At 72.5% G+C, this 18,585-nt stretch carries 14 protein-coding genes; 7 read left to right on the forward strand and 7 right to left on the reverse strand.

The window, feature by feature from the left end; translation table 11 throughout:
• Positions 1-25: 25 nt before the first annotated feature.
• Complete coding sequence (locus tag ACFV6E_RS17590; RefSeq protein WP_385462549.1) at positions 26-748, reverse strand: respiratory nitrate reductase subunit gamma; 723 nt, start codon at positions 746-748, stop codon at positions 26-28.
• A gap of 259 nt (positions 749-1,007) precedes the next feature.
• On the opposite strand from ACFV6E_RS17590, the gene ACFV6E_RS17595 reads away from it, so the two are divergent.
• The gene (locus ACFV6E_RS17595) at positions 1,008-1,565 is read left to right on the forward strand and encodes a GNAT family N-acetyltransferase (protein WP_385167073.1); all 558 of its coding nucleotides are present in this window, start codon (positions 1,008-1,010) and stop codon (positions 1,563-1,565) included.
• 39 nt (positions 1,566-1,604) lie between these two features.
• Here the strand turns inward: ACFV6E_RS17595 and ACFV6E_RS17600 are convergent, their stop codons facing one another.
• The 4 genes from ACFV6E_RS17600 to ACFV6E_RS17615 form a co-directional block, all read right to left on the reverse strand.
• A complete protein-coding gene (locus tag ACFV6E_RS17600) occupies positions 1,605-2,372 on the reverse strand; it encodes a class I SAM-dependent methyltransferase (RefSeq protein ID WP_385167071.1) in 768 nt (255 codons plus the stop codon).
• Positions 2,373-2,488: 116 nt separating this feature from the next.
• The gene (locus ACFV6E_RS17605) at positions 2,489-3,802 is read right to left on the reverse strand and encodes an aminotransferase class V-fold PLP-dependent enzyme (protein WP_385462552.1); all 1,314 of its coding nucleotides are present in this window, start codon (positions 3,800-3,802) and stop codon (positions 2,489-2,491) included.
• Positions 3,803-3,809: 7 nt separating this feature from the next.
• On the reverse strand, positions 3,810-5,147 hold the full coding sequence (locus ACFV6E_RS17610; RefSeq protein ID WP_385462555.1) for a pyridoxal-phosphate dependent enzyme: 1,338 nt from the start codon (positions 5,145-5,147) through the stop codon (positions 3,810-3,812).
• Complete coding sequence (locus ACFV6E_RS17615; protein WP_385462558.1) at positions 5,144-6,739, reverse strand: Y4yA family PLP-dependent enzyme; 1,596 nt, start codon at positions 6,737-6,739, stop codon at positions 5,144-5,146. Before ACFV6E_RS17615 ends, ACFV6E_RS17610 begins: the two co-directional genes overlap by 4 nt.
• A 364-nt stretch (positions 6,740-7,103) precedes the next feature.
• On the opposite strand from ACFV6E_RS17615, the gene ACFV6E_RS17620 reads away from it, so the two are divergent.
• The gene (locus ACFV6E_RS17620) at positions 7,104-8,066 is read left to right on the forward strand and encodes a DUF1259 domain-containing protein (protein ID WP_385462561.1); all 963 of its coding nucleotides are present in this window, start codon (positions 7,104-7,106) and stop codon (positions 8,064-8,066) included.
• 16 nt (positions 8,067-8,082) lie between these two features.
• Here the strand turns inward: ACFV6E_RS17620 and ACFV6E_RS17625 are convergent, their stop codons facing one another.
• A complete protein-coding gene (locus tag ACFV6E_RS17625; RefSeq protein WP_385462564.1) occupies positions 8,083-10,875 on the reverse strand; it encodes an alpha-glucuronidase family glycosyl hydrolase in 2,793 nt (930 codons plus the stop codon).
• A gap of 507 nt (positions 10,876-11,382) precedes the next feature.
• On the opposite strand from ACFV6E_RS17625, the gene ACFV6E_RS17630 reads away from it, so the two are divergent.
• From ACFV6E_RS17630 to ACFV6E_RS17645, 4 genes are read left to right on the forward strand one after another with little or no spacing between them, the layout of a single operon-like run.
• Positions 11,383-12,525: an SDR family NAD(P)-dependent oxidoreductase gene (locus tag ACFV6E_RS17630; RefSeq protein WP_385167060.1), complete on the forward strand. Its 1,143-nt coding sequence runs from the start codon at positions 11,383-11,385 to the stop codon at positions 12,523-12,525.
• 6 nt (positions 12,526-12,531) lie between these two features.
• Positions 12,532-13,683 (forward strand): glycosyltransferase, encoded by a 1,152-nt coding sequence (locus tag ACFV6E_RS17635; protein WP_385167058.1) that lies wholly within the window; start codon positions 12,532-12,534, stop codon positions 13,681-13,683.
• On the forward strand, positions 13,680-14,798 hold the full coding sequence (locus tag ACFV6E_RS17640; RefSeq protein ID WP_385462567.1) for a DUF1259 domain-containing protein: 1,119 nt from the start codon (positions 13,680-13,682) through the stop codon (positions 14,796-14,798). The genes ACFV6E_RS17635 and ACFV6E_RS17640 overlap by 4 nt, the downstream gene beginning before the upstream one ends.
• Positions 14,795-16,261: an FAD-binding oxidoreductase gene (locus ACFV6E_RS17645; RefSeq protein ID WP_385462570.1), complete on the forward strand. Its 1,467-nt coding sequence runs from the start codon at positions 14,795-14,797 to the stop codon at positions 16,259-16,261. Before ACFV6E_RS17640 ends, ACFV6E_RS17645 begins: the two co-directional genes overlap by 4 nt.
• Positions 16,262-16,449: 188 nt before the next feature.
• Here the strand turns inward: ACFV6E_RS17645 and ACFV6E_RS17650 are convergent, their stop codons facing one another.
• Positions 16,450-17,229, reverse strand: a complete 780-nt coding sequence (locus ACFV6E_RS17650) for an SDR family NAD(P)-dependent oxidoreductase (RefSeq protein ID WP_385462572.1) — start codon at positions 17,227-17,229, stop codon at positions 16,450-16,452.
• A gap of 245 nt (positions 17,230-17,474) precedes the next feature.
• On the opposite strand from ACFV6E_RS17650, the gene ACFV6E_RS17655 reads away from it, so the two are divergent.
• Positions 17,475-18,305, forward strand: coding sequence for a helix-turn-helix transcriptional regulator (locus ACFV6E_RS17655; RefSeq protein WP_385175708.1), 831 nt, complete (start codon positions 17,475-17,477; stop codon positions 18,303-18,305).
• Positions 18,306-18,585 lie beyond the last annotated feature (280 nt).

An 18,585-nucleotide genomic window follows, 5' to 3' on the forward strand; every position in this document is an offset into this window, starting at 1 on the left:
CGTCGCTCGCGCACCGTCGGCCGCCTCACCGGCCCGCGCCCTGGGCACCGGGTACGCGCCGGGTGCCCCGGGAGCGGTGGACGATGTACGGGCGGGTCGGATAGCCGAGCGGTGCGGTGAAGGCGTGGACGAGGCGGCTGAAGGGCCACAGCGTGAACAGGGCCATGCCGAGCAGGGCGTGGACTCGGTACGCGAGCGGCGCGCCGGCCATGGCGGGCACGTTCGGATCGAGGGTGAGCAGGGAGCGGAACCACACCGAGACGCCGAGACGGTAGTCGTACGAGGCCGTCGCGCCCGACCCCGTACTGGGGCCGGCATCAGATCGAAGACGGTGGTGACCGGGCGGTCGCCGAGTTGGAGGGCGGGTACCGCGCGCCGCGCTGTTCCCGTGTCCCGGCCGCCGTCCCCGTCGAAGCGGGGCAGCAGCACCTCGGCCGTCGTCGTGCCGGGCCGGCCGTACAGCGTCAGCAGCGGGTCGGGGCCGCCGAGGTCGAGGTTCCAGCGGCCCTCGCTCGCCTTGCCCCAGCGGTCGCCCCGGGGTGCCGTTCGGTACGGCGGGCCGCTCGGTCACCGTGTCGTACAGGACCGGCATCCAGCGCCGGGCCGCCGCGTCCGCCTCCCGGGCCAGGTCCAGGTCCCGCGCGTTGACGAACTGCCCCGGCACATGGGTGCCGCTCCCGCGCTCGTCCAGGGCGACGGGGAACGGCAGGTCGGTGAAGCGTTTGACGTAGTCGGTGAAGTAGGGCACCTCCGATGCGTTCCGCCTTCTGCCTGCTTCGTCCCATGCCATGTCTTCCCTCGGGAACCGGTCGGCCGGGACGGCCGTGACCGGCCCGTGCTTTCGCCGGACGAAGGCCAGACTCCTCCCTTGCGGCCCGCGGCCAGGACGGTTTCCGGGGCTGTTCGGTATATCTATGCGCAGTTTTCCTCGCCCTTCGCAAACGCTAAGGGGTACGGGGTCTCGGACCGAGTTCATGACAAGCCGGTCACCGTGACAAGCTGGCCCCGTGACAGCATCCGAAGTCGCCGCGCCCGTGTTCGCCCAGTTCACCCGGCCGTCCGAGCTCTCCGCCGGCCTCCGGCGGGAACTCGCCGCCTGCTGGGCCGCGGTGGTCGACGGCGGCGGGGCGGTCGTCCCGGCGGACTGCCCGACCCCGCCCGTGACAGCGGCGGACCTGGCGCCCGCCGTGGACCGCATCGCGGCGGGCCTGGCACCCGGGGACTGCCGGCTGCTGACCGCGGAACTCGACGGCGCCCTCGCGGGCTGGCTGCTCGTCCGCCGCGAGGCGCACCCGTTCGAGGCGCACTGCGGCGTGGTGAACCACGTACAGACACAGGTACACCTCAGGGGCCGGGGCGTCGGGTTCGCGCTCATGCACCGCGTCCGCGAGGTCGCGCGGGAGGAGATGGGCCTGGAACGGCTCAAGCTCGCTGCGCGCGCGGGCCTGGGGCTCGAGGACTTCTACCGCGGGGCCGGCTGGACCGAGGTCGGCCGGTGGCCGGGCGCGCTGCGGGTGGCGCCCGGCGACGACCGCGACGAGATCCTCATGGCCCTCGCACTGTGAGGCCGGCGCCGCGGGACCGCGAGCGACCGGCCGTCCCCGTCAGTCCTTCAACGCCACGAGCACGCGGCTGTCCCCCACCTGCCACACCGGCGTGACCTGCCCGAACCCCGCCCGGCGCAGCAGTTCGGCGTGGCGGCGCACGGACAGGTGCCGGTTGCCGTCACCGCCGCCGGACGCCGGTCGGCCCTGTTCTCGCCGCTCGAACAGATCGGCCAGTTCGGGATCCTGGGCCGCCGCCCGCCACCAGGACTCCCAGTCCTCCTGACCGTGCCCGCCCGCCCGCTCGGTACGGCGGCGCCCCACGAGGGCGGTCAGGGCGGAGCAGGACTCCGGGTCCGGCGGGAAGTGGTCGCCGTTGACCAGCGCCCCGCCGGGGCGCAGCAGGGCCGCGAGACTGCGGTAGGCCTCCAGCAGGACGGGGGCCGCAAGGTAGTGCAGGGCCGTCGTGGAGACGGCGGCGTCCAGGCTGCGCGGCAGCTCCAGGGCGTCGGTCCAGCCCTCCGCACCGATCACCGCGTGCAAGTACCGTGCGGCGTCCGCGTGGTGGGTCCGCCCCAGCTCCAGCAGTACGGGGTCCATGTCGACCGCGACGATCTCCGCGTCCGGCAGCCGGCGGGCGAGTCTGGCGGACAGGGAGCCGGGGCCGCAGCCCAGGTCGAGCAGGAGCGGCCGGTCGCGGCCCGCGCAGACGTGCTCCACCACGTCGGACATCACCGTGAAGCGCTCCTCCCGGTCCACCGCGTAGCGCTGCTGCTGCCGCTCCCAGCGCTCCACCCACCTGCCGGCCGTCTCCATGCTCACGCCCATCTGGCCGCGCCACCTCTTCCGTCTCTCATCTGTCGCGACTACCGCGCAATCTACAGGTGGAAACGGTTTTCACTTGCTTTTCAGGCCATCGGATCAGCGGACTCGGATCAACGGACTCAGATCAGCGAGCCGAGAACCGCGAGCAGGCGGTCGATCTCCTCCTCGGTGTTGTAGACGTGCAGGCTCACCCGGACCGATCCGTCCGCGTCGTCCGCGCCCGCCTGGCAGAGGCTGTCGGCCCGGACCATGAAGCCGTGGCTGTAGAGGATGAAGCCCAGGTCGTCCGACGGGATCTCGCGGTGCCGGAAGGTCACGATGCCGTGCCGCCGCTGGGCCGCGGGCAGTTCGGAGTCGGCGGCCAGGCTGGCGGGACAGCCGATGACCTCGTAGGCGGGCAGGCGGCGCAGCCGGTCGGTCAGGCGGGTGGCGAGCCGGGTGACGTGGGCCGTGATGCGGTCGACGCCGACCGCGTCCAGCCAGTCGAGCGCGGCCAGCAGCGACACCACGCCCACCGTGTTGGGGGTGCCCTGCCACCCGCCGGGCCGCAGGGCGGGGCCGCGGGTGTTGCGGGCCCACACGGCTCCGGTGCCGGGCAGCGCGAGCGCCTTGTGCCCGGAGAACACGACGAAGTCGACGTCGAGTTCCGGATCGCCGACCCGGACGGGCACGTGGCCGACGCTCTGCGCGGCGTCCAGGCAGATGGGCACGTCGGGGCCGACGGCGGCGCGCAGCCGGTGGACGTTCATGTCGCCGCCGTAGACGTGGTGGACATGCGTGGCGGCGACGAAGCGGGTACGCGGGCCGACGGCCGCGGCGAGGGCGCGGTGGTCGTAGTCGCCGGAGACCTCCTGGTACGGCAGGGCGCGCACGCGTACCTCGGTGCCGCGTTCGGCGAGCAGCCGCCGGGCCTCCAGCCAGGGTTCGAGGTTGGCCCGGTGGTCGGCGAACGGGACCAGGATCTCGTCGCCGTCGGTGAGGTGTTCCACCAGCCAGTCACGGGCGACGGTGCGCAGGCCCTCGGTGGTGCCGCCGGTGAAGTGGACGGTGGAGCGGCCGGGCCCCGGGTCGCCGAGGAACTCCTTGACCCGTTCACGCGCCCGCTCGATCACCTCCGTGGTCCGGTTGGCCCAAGGGTAGGTGCCGCGGCCCGCGTTGGCGTTGCAGGTCGTGAGGTAGGTCTGCACGGCCTCCAGGACGGCCCGCGGTTTCTGCGAGGTCGCCGCGCTGTCCAGGTAGGTCAGTCCGGTGTGCGCGCTGATGATCGGGAACTGCGCTCTCGCCTCCCGCTGCCAGGACGCGTCCGCGTCAGGCGCCGGGGCGTGCGCCGCACCAGCCGCACCAGGTGACAGGCCGCTCGCCGCGTCAGGTGCCGGAGCGTGCGCCGCGTCAGGTGCCGGAGCGTGCGCCGCGTCAGGTGTCTCATGGGTCATCGGCGGGTCACTCCCTCACCAGCGGGGCGCCCGCGTCCCGCCAGGCGACGATGCCGCCCGCCAGGCTGCGCACGTCCGGGTGTCCCATACCGGTCAGCAGCGCGGCGTACCGCAGCGACTTCTCCCCCACCGGACAGGCCAGCAGCACCGGTGTCCGCTTGCTGAACGGCAGCCCGGTCCGCACCAGTTCCTCGAAGACCTCGTCGACGATGTTGACCGAGCCTTCGATGTGCAGGGCGGCGTACGCGTGTGGCCCGCGCAGGTCGACCACCAGCGGACGCGGGTCGCCGTCCGCCAGCAGGCGCCGGGCCTCGGCGACGTCCACGGCCCGGGCCCGCTCCCGTATCTCGCCGTCGGTGAGCGACGCCGCCGAGTGGCCTCGCCGCGTCCGGCCCAGCAGCTCCGGGCGGCGCTGCCGTACGTAGCTCAGATAGCTCTCGGCCCGGTCGCAGACGATGAACACGGCGGTCTCCCGGCGGCCCGTGCCCGCCAACTCGGCGTCCACGGACGCCAGATGACGGACGGCGCCCTCGTAGGCGGCGCCGCCGGTCGGCCCCGACAACAGCCCGCAGCGGCGGATGAGGGTGACCATCCCGTCGATGGCCTCCTGGGAGGTGACGGACTCGATGGAGTCGTAGGTGGCCGGGTCGAAGAGGCCGACCTGGTGCACCTCGTCGATGGTGCGGATGCCGGGGACGAAGTCGGCCTTGGCGGCGACCAGGCCGAGGACGCGTACCCGCGGATCGTGCTCGCGCAGCGCTCTGGCGACCCCGGTCGAGGACCCGGCCGTGCCCACGCAGGCGATGAACCAGTCCGGTGCCCGGCCGTCCAGGTCCTTGACGATCTCGGGCCCGGTACCGGCCGCGTGTGCCTCGACGTTGCGCGGGTTGAAGTACTGGTCGGTGTGGAGGTAGGTGCTGCCGGGCTCGGAGAGCGCCTGGTGGAAACGGGTCAGCGGGTCATCGGTGTCCGTCGGGTCGAGGCACTCGCTCTGCCCGGGCAGCTCCTCGATCTCCGCGCCGAGGAGCAGCAGCAGTTCCTTGATCTCGGGGACGCGCATCCGGTTGGTCACGCTTTTGAACTTCAGTCCGTGCATCCCGGCGAGCAGGGCGAGGGCCTTGGCCGTGTTGCCGCTGGAGAGTTCCACGACGGTGCCGTCGCCTTCGGCGGCCTCTTCGAGGTGCGGGCGGGCCATGTGCCAGGCGGGCCGGTCCTTGACGGATCCGAACGGGTTGAGCATCTCCAGCTTGGCGTACAGGTCGATGTGGCGCAGTCCGTGGACGGACGGGTCGATGCGGACCATGGGGGTGTTGCCGATGGCCTCGGTGATGGTGTCGTACCTCATGACGGCACTCCCTGCGGGTGTGTGAGCGGCCAGTAGTCCTCGTCCGGGCACCAGCGCCGGGCGCCGCCTTCCTCCGTGACCGCCACCGTCCGCGCGACCGGCTGCCGCTGCGCGTGGTGGGCGTGGAAGTCCATGACGTATCCGGCGGTGTTGACGAAGGCCAGCAGGTCCCCGGCGCGCGGCAGCCGGGGCAGGTGCACCACCCGGCGGGTGATCAGATCGGCCTCCAGGCAGAGGTTCCCGACGAGATGCACCCCGACGGGTCCGTCCCCGCCCGGCCCGTACCCGTTCGGCCCGTACCCGTCCGGTCCGCCCCCCTCCCGTCCGTCCGCGGCCGGCGCACCGGCCGCGTCGCCGCGGGGGATCAGCACGGGATCGACGAGCACCCCGTGCTCCTCCAGGCTCACGTCACCGGCGTTCATCCCGAGCCGCACCAGAGGAATGCCGTCGCCCGTGAGCCGTACGTCCAGCACCCGGGCCAGCGACAGGCCGCACTGGTCGACCAGGGCGCGCCCCGGTTCCACGTACAGATCGTTCAGGTGCTCCAGCAGCAGCGTCGCGGGCGGGCGGCCCAGGGCCGGGGCGGGACGCGCGAGCAGCTCCTCCAGGTAGGCCGGTCCGGCGACGGGCCGGTGGGCGGGGTAGAGGGCCGCGGTGCCGCGGATCGTGCCGCCCTCGTTGCGCAGGCCGTAGCCGTGACCGCGCCAGGCCAGGGGCGGCCGGAGCCCGAGCACCGACTCGCTCAGCGCGGTGGTCCACCGCTCCCACTCGCCCGCGTCGGCGACGTACCCGACGCCGAAGCCGCCGCCGATGTCGACGGCGCGCGGCGCCAGGCCCCGGGCCCGGCACTCGTCCATGGCCAGCACGCACCGCTCCAGCGCCCGCGCCTTCTCCTCCAGCCCAGTGGTGTCCAAGTGGTAGGCCAGGCCGACGAGTCGAACGGAGTCCTCGTGCCGCTCCAGTGCCGTCAGCAGTTCACCGAGTTCGGCGACGGGGGTGCCGAAGCGGCTGCGGCGGGACAGCACCCGGGTGCCCGCGCCGCCGTTCCCGGTGTCCGACTCGAACCCCGACAGCCGCGCCAGCACGTCCACCCTGCCCAGCCCGTACGTGCGGACGAGCCGCGCCAGTCGCTCCAGTTCACCGGCCGAGTCCAGGTTGACCGTCGCGCCCACCCGGGCGGCCAGCCACAGGAACTCCCGGTCCTTCGGTCCGGTCGCCATCACCCGGTCCCCGGTGAATCCGGAGCTCAGCGCGTGCCGTAACTCCGCCAGGGAGGCCACGTCGACGCCGACGGCGGCAGGGTCGCAGGCGGCCAGTCGGCGCAGCAGCGCGCAGGAACGATTCGCCTTGTGTGCGAAGTACACCCGGCCCGCGAGATGGTGACGGCGGAAGACGGCCCGGAAGCGCTCGGCGTTCTCGGCGACGACCTCCGGGAGCAGCACGTTGAGCGGCGAGCCGAGCGCGTCGACCAGCGAGTGCAGGAACGGCACGTCCCCGAGCAGCGAGGCCAGCGGTGGATCGACCCGCGGTCTCAGGTACAAGGGCGCGTCCTTCACGGAGTTCTCTCCCCACGTCGATCGGCCGTCGCTCATGATTACGACAACCATTCCGCCATAGTCGTTTCCATCTGCACGCGCCGCTAAGCCTCGTCCCGCATGCGTCATCGCACCCCGTCCGCCACGCACGGTGAAGTGGCATGACGGAGCGCCACCGTCGTCATACCCATCGCCGGACCGGTCGGCGCCCATGGCCCCGCTCTTCGCGTCCGCTGCGACGGCTGGGGCGGCAGGGCGAGCGGAACGGGCCGTCGGCTCATGGCCGGTGGGAAGGTCCGGTATGAAGACCTGGCCGACCGGGCGCGTCCCCGGTCCGGTCGTGCCGTCGGCTGGTTGCCTCGCAGTGGGCCGCGCGGATCACGTGCGGCCGCCCCTCCCCCGCCCCGCTCCGAGGAGAACCATGTCCCGTCCGTCACGCCTGGTGGGCCTGCGGCTGGCCGGTGCCGCCGCGGCCTGCATGCTCGTACTGGTGGCCTGCGGCACCGGCCGCACCGGCTCGCACGACGACCGACGGCCGCCCGCGCACCCGCCGGTGACCACGACCACCGGCGACTGGCGGGGCGTGGCCGAAGCCCTCGGCCGCACCGGCACCCTGTCCGACGGCAGCGTCTACCGCGTTCCGCTGCCCCGCACCGACCTCGAGGTCACCTCGCACGGCGTCGGCATCGAACCGGCCCTGGCCCTCGGCGGCTCCGCCAACTTCGCCCGGTACCACGACGGAACCATGCTCATGGGCGACCTGGTCGTCACCGAACGCGAACTGCCCCGCGTCACCGACGCGTTGCAGAAGGCCGGCATCGCCCAGACCGCACTGCACAAACACCTCCTCGCCCAGCACCCGGACGTCTGGTGGACCCACCTCCACGCCATGGGCCGTCCGGTCGCCCTGGCCAGAGGCGTGAAGGCGGTCCTGGCCGCGACCGGCACCCCGCCGGCCCCGCGGACCCCCGCCACCCCGCGGCCCCTCCCTCTGGACACGGACCGGATCGACCACGCGCTCGGCGCCGAGGGCATCACCGCCGACGGCGTCCACCGCTTCGTCTTCGGCCGCAGCGGACCGGTCACCGACGGCCGGCACCTGCTGCCCCACACCCTCGGGCTCAGCACCGCGATCGCCTTCCAGCCGCTCGGCCACGGGAGAGCCGCCGTCAACGGCGACTTCGTACTGACCGCCGACGAGACCCAGCCGGTGATCCGGGCACTGCGCCGGGGCCGCATCGACCTCGTCGAACTGCACAACCACAGCCAGGACGAACACCCCCGGCTGTTCTTCCTGCACTTCTGGTCCACCGGCGACGGAGTGACCCTGGCCAGGGCGCTGCGCCCGGCGCTGGAGGCGAGCGCGGTGACACCGGCCGGCTGACCGCCACCGGCGGCGCTCACCCCTGCCCGTCGGCCAGTACCGCGCAGGCGCTCAAGTGCCAGGTCTCCTTCTCCTTCGCGGACAGCTCCAGGTCCACCTCGCGCCCCGATCCACCGCCGTCGAGCGGAACGCGGAGCCAGGTGAACTCCCGGCCGTCGAGCTGCTCGCTGCGGGCCCGCTCGACGCCGTCCACGCGGACGATCAGCGATTTGGTGAAGGTGTTGGGGTCGCCGGTGAGCAGATGCGCGGTGCAGGGTCCGACGGGCAGTCTCAGGCGCAGTACGGCCGCGGCGCTGTCGCGTACGTAGTCGCGGCGCACGACGTCGAGGAGTCCGGTGTCGGTCGCGTCCGGCGTGTTGCCGACCCAGCCGAACCCGGCGCCGTCGTGCCAGGTGCTGTCGGGCGACAGGCGGGTGTAATCCTTGAACACCGGCGCGGATCCCGGCCCGGCGTCCAGGGCGTGCACGCACCTCGCGGCGGGCGGCACGACGACGGTCCTGGCCAGGCTGCGCACCGAGCCGTCGAGAACCCGCACCGCGCCCGATACCGGGCGGGCGTGCAGGGTGGCGAGCGCGGGGACCGGCGGCGGTACGACGGCGGGCTTCACCGTCACGTCCCCCCGGGAGTCCACGTACGTGACCGTCTCCTCGGACCGCCAGCCGTCCGGTACGTCCAGCGAGACGTTCGTGCGCAGCCCCGAGCCGGTCGCGTTGACCACCTGTACCGGCAGTTCGTTGCGTTCCCCGGCCAGCAGCGCCGTGTCGGCCGGGGCGACGATCGCCTGGAGCCACTCGCGCCGCTCGTCGCGGATCCGGCTCAGCTCGAACCAGTAGGCGACCAGGGTGTCCCGCCAGATCACCGCCTCGCTCGCCTGCCGGTCGAACCGGCGGTGCACGTCGGCGAGGCGCCGGTGGTCGACACGGCCGCGCAGCGCGTCCCAGTCCGCCCGCATGCCGGTCACCCGGTCCGCGCCGTCGAAGTGGGTGTCGTAGATGTGCTGGATCACGGTCGTGCCGTCGGCCAGCCGGTGGGTGTAAGGGACGTGGTGCAGGAAGAGCAGCAGCTCCTCGGGGCAGTCCGCCGGTGACTCGTAGATGTCGCGGATCGCCGGCGCGTACAGCTCGGTGTAGCCGTCGCCGGTGGCGGCCGTACGGTCGAAGCCGAGGCCCTGCCGGTCCGACTTGTGGAACTGGGTGGTGGTGAACGGGCTGGGGTCGAAGTGTCCCGTCACCGAGCCGTCCGGCGGGTGGGTGAGGTAGCCGACGCCGAGAGGTGCCGTGTAGTCCTCGTACGTGTGCCACGAGCCCAGCAGCAGGGCGGAGACCGTGTCGACCACCTCGGGGTCGTTGCCGAACGTCATGCGGGTCCACTCGGCGGCCAGGTCCTCGGCGGACAGCTCCGGGTTCCAGGCGAGGCGGCCGTAACCGTGGGTGTTGGCGGCGGCCAGGTGGGAGCCGGTCCAGTCGCGGTCGTCGCCGAAGTTCATGACGCCGGCGAAGCCGCTGTGCGCGTAGGAGTACACCTGACCGGTCACGACACCGGCGACGGTGCTGCCCTCGGCCGGCTTCAGCGTGTCGAAGTCCAGGACCTCCTTCCACTGCGGCACCAGATAGCACAGGTGGGTGGAGTGCCCGGTGTACTCCTGGGTCACCTGGAGCTCGATCATCGAGTTGGTGTTCGGCAGCGCGCCGAAGAGGGGGTGGGCGGGCTCGCGGACCTGGAAGTCGATCGGCCCGTTCTTGATCTGCACGACGGCGTTGTCCGCGAACTTCCCGTCCAGCGGCGTGAAGTCCCGGTAGCCCTGCCGGTCCCATCCCGCGTCGCTGTCGTGGACGAACGCCCGCCACATGACGATCCCGCCGTACGGTTCGAGGGCGCCCGCCAGCAGGTTGGCCCCGTCGGCGTGGGTGCGCCCGTAGTCCAGCGGACCGGGGCGGCCCTCGGAGTTGGCCTTCACCAGGAAGCCGCCGAAGTCCTCGATCCTGGCGTAGATCTCCGCGGCCTTCCGCTGCCACCAGTCGCGCACCCCCGCGTCGAAGGGGTCTGCCGTGGTCAAGCGGCCCAGGTCGATGGGGGCGGCGAAGTTCGCGGTGACGTAGAGCGTGATCCCGTAGCGGCGCAGGACCGAGGCCAGGGCGGCCAGCTTGGTCAGGAAGGGCTCCGCGAGGTAGTCCGCGGGGGTGTTGACGTTGTTGATCACCGCGCCGTTGATGCCGAGCGAGGCCAGGACGCGCGCGTAGTCCGTGTAGCGGTCGTCGAGCCGCGGCAGTTCCTCCCAGTCGAAGAAGGAGCGGCCCGCGTAGCCGCGCTCGATCGAGCCGTCCCTGTTGTCCCAGTGGTCGGCGACGCGTAAGGAGGCGGCGGGCCGCTCGGTGAGGTCGACGCGCTCCAGCGGCTGCCGGGTCTGCACGAGCCGGAGCAGGTGGAACGCGCCGTAGAGCACACCGCGGTCGGCGCGGGCCGCCACGACGGTGCGGGTCGTGCCGCGGTGGGTGACGCGCCGGACGACGTAGCCCTCGTCGCCGAGACCGGCCAGGTCGGACTCCGGGACGAGCTCGCGGATCAGCGGGGAACTCGTCCGGGTGCCCACCACGAGGGCCGGTCCCGACGGGGCGCTCGCCCGCGCTCTCACCCGGGTGCCGAGCAGCCCGCCGAGTCCGCGGACCAGTTCGTCCGCCGCCGACTGCTGGAGCGGGCCGCCGCCCTGCCGGACCAGGGTCCCGAGGGCGGAACGGTAGCGCTTGAGCAGACCCGGGTCCCCGACCCGCCGGTAGCGCAGCCACAGCTCGTACCCATCCTCGGCCGACAACGATGTCAAAGGCGACGCCCGCTCACTGGATCCCGACTGGGACGGGAGCCGCGGCTGGGACTGCGACTGGGACTCCGACCGGGCGGACGCCTGCCCCGGGATGCCCAGACAACCGGCCGCGCCCCCCAGAGCTGCGGCGGACAGGATGCTTCGGCGGCGTATTCCTGAGCTCACGCGTTCTCGCTTTCGTTGTCCATCACGGAACGAACGGAACGAACAGAACGAACACTGCACATCCAGGTCAGGGCAGAGCTTCGCAACCGTCACACGCACCACGACAGTTGTCAACACAATCGGTCAGGACAGAACATCGGGCGGCTCGGGGCGGGGTCGCACCGTCCGGTACCGCACGGAAGCACCGAAACAACCATATGAACGTATTGATCGTTTGGAATGCGGATCAGGGGGTTAAGAAGGAGCTGTCGGTGCCCCAGACCCCGGTGCCGTCCGCTGGTTCCTTTCCTCTTCGGGACGGACGGGCGAAGTTCGTCATGCGAAGGCCTGGCCATGGACCGGATGACTTCCCTCTGCGACTGCTCGGAACAGTGCGGTCCGTTGTGGGCCGAACGGCTGCTCGCTCGTGCGCAGCGACTGACGGACGACGGCGCGCAGTCGCTGCGCGGCAGGAAGGTGCTGGTGACGGGGGCGGGAGGCTCCATCGGGAGCGTTCTGGCCCACCGTGTCGCCGCGCTCGGCGCGGACCCGGTCTTCCTGCTCGACCAGGACGAGTCGGCCCTGCACGCGGTGCAGCTCAGCCTCTGCGACCACGGCTTCACCCGGAACGACCACGTGCTCCTCGTGGACATCCGGGACAGCGCCCAGGTGCACCGGGCGTTCCGGCGGACCCGCCCGGACATCGTCTTCCACGCCGCCGCGCTCAAACACCTGCCGCTGCTGGAGCGGCACGCCGGTGACGCGGTGCGGACCAACGTCCTGGGCACGGAGAACCTCGTCAACGCCGCCCTCGAATCCGCGGTCGGCCAGTTCGTCTTCGTCTCCACCGACAAGGCCGCCGACCCGGTGTCGGTCCTGGGGGCGACCAAACGGCTGGCCGAGGACGTCGTCCGGGCGGCGGCGGCCGAGGACCTGACCCGGTTCGCCTCGGTGCGCTTCGGCAACGTCCTGGGCAGCCGTGGCTCCCTGCTCAGCGTCCTGGCGCACCAGCTGCGCCGCGGGCTGCCGGTCACCGTGACCCACCCCGAGGTGACCCGCTTCTTCATGACGGTCACCGAGGCCGTCGAACTGGTCGTCCGGGTCTGCGCCGAGGCCGCGCACGGCGAGGTCTACATGCTGGAGATGGGCGCCCCGGTCCGCGTCGTGCACCTCGTCGAGCGCTACGCCCGGCTGCTGAACCTGCCGGTGCCCGAACTGCGCTTCACCGGCCTCCAGCCGGGCGAGAAACTGCAGGAGGTCCTGTGCGCGTCGGACGAGCGGCGCGAGCCCACCGATCACCCGCTGATCTGGAACCTCGGGCTGAAACCGGTACGCCGTGATCTCCAGGACCGGCTGCGCGAGCTGCGCGGCCTGGCCGAGGCCGGGCGGGACGACCTCGTACCCCGGGCGCTGGCCGGCCTGCTGGGCAGCTACCACCCCGCGCGGGGTGACGAGAGCATCGCCTCCGGTGAGCTTTCGGGCGCCGTGGGCAGGTGAGGGGCCGTGTCCACCCAGGTGCTGACGGCCCTGGTACTCGTCCCCCTGCTCGTGTCCACCGTCGACCTGACGGCCCTGGCCCTGACGGGCCGCCGCCACACCTACGAGGTGGGCAGCCGCACGCCGCCGTGCCAGGACTTCGAAGTGCTCGTCCCGATCTACGGCGACATCGCCTACCTGGAGAACGCCGAGTTCCTGCGCCCGTACGGGAACCGCGTGCTGCTGTGCACGACCGACTCCGAGACGGAGGACTTCCGCGCCGCCCTGCACGCCCTGGCCGACGCCCACGGCTTCCGCGTGCTGTACCGGCACATCCCGGGAGCCGGGCCGGCCGGCGGACGGCGCCGGGTCTCGGGCACCGTACGGGACCGGCTGATCCGTGAGGCGCTGCACGTCGTACGGGCCCCGTACGAGATCTGTCTGGACGCCGACACCGTCACCGTCGAGCCGCTCGACCGGCTGATGGGGGTGTTCCAGGAGAGCGGCCGCGACTTCGCCTCCGTCCGGCTGGTGCCGGTGGGCGTACCAGGGCTGCTGCTCAAGCTCCAGACGCACGAGTACCGGCTGGCCATACAGCGGCGCCACACCTACCCGTGGATGGTGTCGGGCGCCTGCCACATCGCCCGTACGGAGGTGCACCGCGCCATCATGGACCGGCACTCCCTCTTCTTCCAGGGCAACGACGTCGAGATGGGCCTGCTCGGGGACGCCCTCGGCTACAAGGCGGCGTACCTGCACACCGAGGTCCTGACGACCGTCCCGCACCGGCCGCGCGGCTGGCTGCGCCAGCGGCTGGCCTGGGCCGGCGGCGAGTTCCGCCTGATGGCCGTCAACGCGCCCGTCCTGGCCCGGCACCCGAGCTTCTTCTTCTACGGCCTCGTCATCACCCTCCTGCTGGCGCCCCTGCGCTGGTACACGCTGACCACCCCCGTCTGGCCCCTGCTGTCGAGCTATGTGATCTACACGGTCTATCTGCTCCTCACCGGACGCCGCCAGCGGGACTGGACCCTGCTGCTCTATCCGCTCTATTCCCTCGTCAATGGACTGGTCATGGTTCCTCTCGGCTGGCTTTCCTATCTGCGGATGGCGGTGCGGGACCGCAACGCCGGCATCATCCGCGTCGCCCGCGTCCGTGAAGCGACCGGCGGTGCCCGGTGAACGGCTCACGGCTGCTGCGCGGCAACTCCCTCGCGCTCGGGGTCATCCTCGTGCTCTGCGCCCTGTGGGCCGGCGGCGGCCTCGAGGGGGACCGCTCGGCGGTCGCCCGAGCCGGCGCCGGTGAGCGCGTGGAAGGGGCCGGCTGGTCGCAGCGGGCACCGTCCGCCGGCCGGCCCGTCGCACGGGACGAGGCCGGTCCGCCGGATCCGTCCCCGGCACACGGGGATCACGGGGGCCGCGCACCCGGTGGGAGCGGCACCGGGCACGTGCCTTCCGACGCGATGCTGCCGCTCAAGGCCACGCCGAAGGACTGGGCCCCGGTCGGGGACCTCCTGGGGCGGCCGGGACAGCTCACCCCGGACGGGCTGACCTACCTGGTGGCGTTCCCCCGCACCGACCTCGACGTGAGGTCCCGGGGCATGCGCCTGGCGACCGGGACGGATCTGACGTCGTTCGCGGCGTTCTCCGTCTACCGCGACCACCGGGTGATGCTGATGGGCGACCTCGTGGTGCCCGAGCGGGAGGTGACGACCGCCGTCGACGCCCTCCAGGCGAACGGGCTGACGCAGACCACGATGCACAAGCACCTGCGCTCCACGCGACCGCCCGTGTGGTGGCTGCACTTCAGCGGCCTCGGCAGCGCCGGGACGCTGGCGAAGGCGGTCAGGGCCGCCGTGGAGAGCACCGGCACACCCCGCGAGCCGGCCCCCTACGGGCCGCCACCGGCCGGCCTGGACACCGCCGCCGTCGACGCGGCGCTGCGTCTCAGAGGCAGCCCCGTGTACGGGTCCTACTGGGTGCGCCCGCCGCGCACCGACCGCGTGGTCGAGCACGGCCGCGTCGTCCCGGCAGGGCTCGGCGCCCTGTCGGAGGTGCACATCCAGCCGGTCTCCGCCCGGCGCGCGGTCGTCAACGGCGACATCGCCATGACCGCCGACGAGATCCAGCCGGTGATCAGGGCCCTGCGCGCCGCCCGGATCACCGTGGTCTCCCTGCACAACCACTCCCTCGCCGAGGAACCCCGCCTGTTCTTCTGCCACTACTGGACCGTCGCCGATCCCGTACGGACGGCCAAGGCGCTGCGGAAGGTGTTCGACCTGACGAAGAACGGATGACCGGGGACCGGCCGCTGCCGCCCGCCCTGCTGGGCGCGCTGCGGCGCGACCTCTCCGGCCCCGTCCTCGCCCCCCAGGACCCGCGCCGCGCCCGGACCCTGGCGCTCGACAACGGCCGGGTACGAGTGCAGCCCGCGCTCGTGATCTGGCCCCGGACGGCCGGCGACATCGGCGCGGCCGTCCGCTTCGCCCGCGACCAGGAGCTGCCGCTGACCGTACGCGGAGGCGGCCACGGCGCGGCCGGGCAGTGCCTGAACCGCCGCGGCATCGTCCTGGACACCCACCTGATGAGGCAGGTGCGCCTGGACGCCGACCGGCGGACCGCGCGCGTCGGCGCCGGGGCCCGCTGGGCCGACCTGCACGCCTTTCCGGCCCTCGATCCCGGCCCGCTCGTCGCCGTCGGCGCGAGCACGACCGCCGTGGGTGTGCCGGGCGCCCTGCTCGGCGGCGCGTACAGCTTCGTGTCACGCTCCTACGGCCTGGGCAGCGACAGCCTCGAAGGGCTCGACCTGATCACGCCGGAGGGCACCCGCCGGTCGGTCGGCACGCACTCCGCCGACCCCGGCGACCGGGAGCTGTTCTGGGCCTGCCGGGGCGGCGGCGGGGGCAACTTCGGCATCGTCACCGCGCTGGACCTGCGCCTGCACCGGCTGCCCGCGGGCACGGTCTGCGGCAGTCAGTTCGTCTACCCCCTGGCCCGCGCCCACGAGATCCTCGCCCTGTACGACGACTGGATCGAGACCGTCCCCGACGGCCTCACGGTCTACTGCCATCTGAGCTCCCACCCCGACCCCGCCGAACCCGCCCGGCCGCAGTGGACGCTGACCTTCACCAACACCTACAACGGCGACCGGGACGAGGCCGCCGAACTGCTCCAGCCGCTGCTGCGCCTGTCCCCGCTGCGGACCAAATGGCGCCAGACGTCCCTGCCCGCGTGGGAACGGGAGGTCGGCGCCCTGACCGCCATCGCCGGGCGGCACGGCTACATCCGCTCCGGGCACCTGCCGCCGCACTCGCTGACCCCCGCCGTCGTGGACATCCTCCTGCACTTCATGGCCCGTTCGCCCTCCCGCGAGAGCGTCATGATGTGGAGCCACGTCGGCGGGGCCGTCTCCCGGGCCCCCGTGGAGGCGGGCGCCTGCGCCCACCGGGACAGCCGTCTTCAGTACGTCATGAAGGCCATCTGGCGGGAGGAGAGCGCCACCAGGAGCAACGTCTCCTGGGCGTACGACTTCGGCGAGGCGCTGCGGCCGTACGTCACGGGTGCGTTCGTCTGCCAGCTGGATCCGTTGCAGACCCACTGGCGGTCCATGTACTACGGCGCGCACGCCGACCGTCTGCTCGACATCAAGCGGCGGTTCGACCCGGACGGCTTCTTCCGCTTCCGCCAGTCCGTCGACTCGCCCTTCGAGCCCACGGGCACCCTGCCCCTGGACCTGAGCGCGCTGGAACCGCCGGAGTGACGGTCCCCCGCCGGCGAAACGGAAGACGAAGATCTCGCCGTAGGTGACGGTCCTGCCGGTGGGCGGCCCCCCGTGGTATTCGCCGAGGTAGTACCGGCCGCCCCCGGTCCCCGTTCGCGTCACCTTCCCGGCCGGCCGCCGGTGCCGACGGACGCGACGGGCGTGGCGGTGCTCGTACCGCTGCTGTTTCAGGCGTCCCGGTAGCGGGAGGCGAGCCGGGGGCTCTGTCCGCCGAAGGCGGCGAGGCCGGCGCGGAAGACGGCGTCGAGCAGGCCGGCGTCCTCGACACCAGGGGCGCACACGACCTCGCCGAGTTCCAGGCCGCGCAGGCTTGCCGTGACGACGTCCTCGGGGGTCATCCGGGGCACGGCGCTCAGGTCGAGGCCCTGGCGGGAGTGGAACTCGGTGGCGACGACGCCCGGGCACAGCACCTGCACCTGGACACCGGTGTCCGCCAGCTCCGCGCCGAGGGTCTGGGACAGCGCGACGAGGTGGGCCAGGGTGCCGGCGTAGACGGCGCGGCGGGGCATGACGGACTTGTCGGCGGGACCGCTGAAGGCGATCATCCCGGCCACGTTGACGATCTGGCCCTCGCCGCGCTCCTGCATGCCGGCGACGGCGGCGCGGGCGAGCAGGGTCGGCGCGACGACCTTGACGTGGACGAGTTCGCGGGCCTTGTCGGCGGGCAGTTCGGCCAGCGGCATGTAGTGGGCGACGCCGGCGTTGTTGACGAGCATGGTCAGCGGCTCGGCGGCGCAGATCTCTGCGACGGTGTCCACGCCGGTGTCGGTGGACAGGTCGGCGACGACGGAGCGGACAAAGACACCTGGGTGGGCGGCCGCGAACTCCTCCAGGCGGTCCTTGCGGCGGCCCACGAGGATCAGGTCGTAGCCGTCAGTGGCGAGGCGTTCGGCGAAGGCCTCGCCGATGCCGGAGGTGGCGCCGGTGACGAGGGCGAGCTTGTTCATGGGTGCGGTTCCTTCCGGATGCCGGCCGGTGTGACCGGGGGTTCATGAGGGGTCGCGAAAGTTAATGGGGGGTGCCGATGTGCCGTCGGTGCTTGTGCCGTGCCTCCGGGTTCGGCTGCCTGCCTCCAGGTTCGGCTGCCGTGCCTCCAGGTTCGGCGGGAAACGCCAGGTCAGCCAGTAGACGCGCGGTCATGGGACGCGCAGTACCAGGACACGTAACTGCTTCCCTTGCCACAATCGGGGGCATGACCGGCACAGAACTCGGCGCGGCCCTGCGCCGCTGGCGCGACCGCGTCGCGCCCCAGGCCGTCGGCCTGCCCGCGGGCGGCCGCAGGCGCGCCGCCGGACTGCGCCGCGAGGAGCTGTCACAGCTCGCGGGCATCTCCGCCGACTACATCGTCCGGCTCGAACAGGGACGCGCCGCCAACCCCTCGGCCCAGATCGTCGAGGCCCTGGCCCGCGCCCTGCGGCTCACCCAGGACGAACGGGACCACCTGTACCGGCTGGCCGGTCTCGCCCCGCCCGGACCGGGCTCGGTCCCGCGGCACATCACGCCCGGCGTCCACCGCATGCTGGACCGGCTGACCGGCACTCCCGTCGCCGTCTTCGACGCCACCTGGACCCAGTTGCTCGCCAACCCCCTCTACACGGCGCTCATGGGTGAGTGGCACGGCCCCGACCTCAACGCGGTGTGGCGCAACTTCCTGAGCCCGCACGGCCGAGTGCGGCACACCCCCGAGTCGCAGGGCGCGCTGCGGGCGGCCCACGTCGCCGACCTGCGCCGCACGGCGGGGCGTTACCCGCACGATGCGGAGTTGCGGTCGCTCATCGCCGAACTGCGCCGCCGCAGCGGCCACTTCGACGAGCTGTGGGAGTCGAACACCGTCGGCGAGCAGAAGGCCGCCCGCAAGACCGTCGACCACCCTGACGTCGGTGCCCTGACCCTGGACTGCGACGTCCTGACCGTCGCCGGCAGCGACCTGCGCATCATGGTCTACACGGCCCAGCCCGGCACCGAGGACGCCGACCGCCTGGCCCTCCTGACCGTCATCGGCACACAACACCTGACCGGCTGAGAGCCTGTGTCTAAATCCCGGTCGGAGCAGCGTGCGGCGTCTGGTGCGTGCGATCGCAAGGCGCCGGAGCGTCCTCGGTGGGGGTCCCCCCTGGTCCTTAAGACCTTGGGGGAGGAGCTACCAGGGCGTTTCGGCAACGCGGCTGGGGGTCCCCCCTGCTCGCAGAGCTAGGGAGTGTTTTCAATGTGCCGCTCATAGCCACTCGTTGATGGCCGCGACCAGCACGGTTGCCTCGTAGCGGACGGCGAGTTTGTCGTAGCGGGTGGCGACCGCGCGGTGG

This window comes from Streptomyces sp. NPDC059785 (assembly GCF_042732375.1).
Lineage (GTDB): Bacteria > Actinomycetota > Actinomycetes > Streptomycetales > Streptomycetaceae > Streptomyces.

Coding starts and splice junctions, on each gene's coding strand:
- ACFV6E_RS17630 (WP_385167060.1), top strand. CDS start 11,383: ATGGACCGGATGACTTCCCTCTGCGACTGCTCGGAACAGTGCGGTCCG.
- ACFV6E_RS17605 (WP_385462552.1), bottom strand. CDS start 3,802: ATGACCCATGAGACACCTGACGCGGCGCACGCTCCGGCACCTGACGCG.
- ACFV6E_RS17650 (WP_385462572.1), bottom strand. CDS start 17,229: ATGAACAAGCTCGCCCTCGTCACCGGCGCCACCTCCGGCATCGGCGAG.
- ACFV6E_RS17610 (WP_385462555.1), bottom strand. CDS start 5,147: ATGAGGTACGACACCATCACCGAGGCCATCGGCAACACCCCCATGGTC.
- ACFV6E_RS17655 (WP_385175708.1), top strand. CDS start 17,475: ATGACCGGCACAGAACTCGGCGCGGCCCTGCGCCGCTGGCGCGACCGC.
- ACFV6E_RS17645 (WP_385462570.1), top strand. CDS start 14,795: ATGACCGGGGACCGGCCGCTGCCGCCCGCCCTGCTGGGCGCGCTGCGG.
- ACFV6E_RS17620 (WP_385462561.1), top strand. CDS start 7,104: ATGTCCCGTCCGTCACGCCTGGTGGGCCTGCGGCTGGCCGGTGCCGCC.
- ACFV6E_RS17600 (WP_385167071.1), bottom strand. CDS start 2,372: ATGGGCGTGAGCATGGAGACGGCCGGCAGGTGGGTGGAGCGCTGGGAG.
- ACFV6E_RS17615 (WP_385462558.1), bottom strand. CDS start 6,739: ATGAGCGACGGCCGATCGACGTGGGGAGAGAACTCCGTGAAGGACGCG.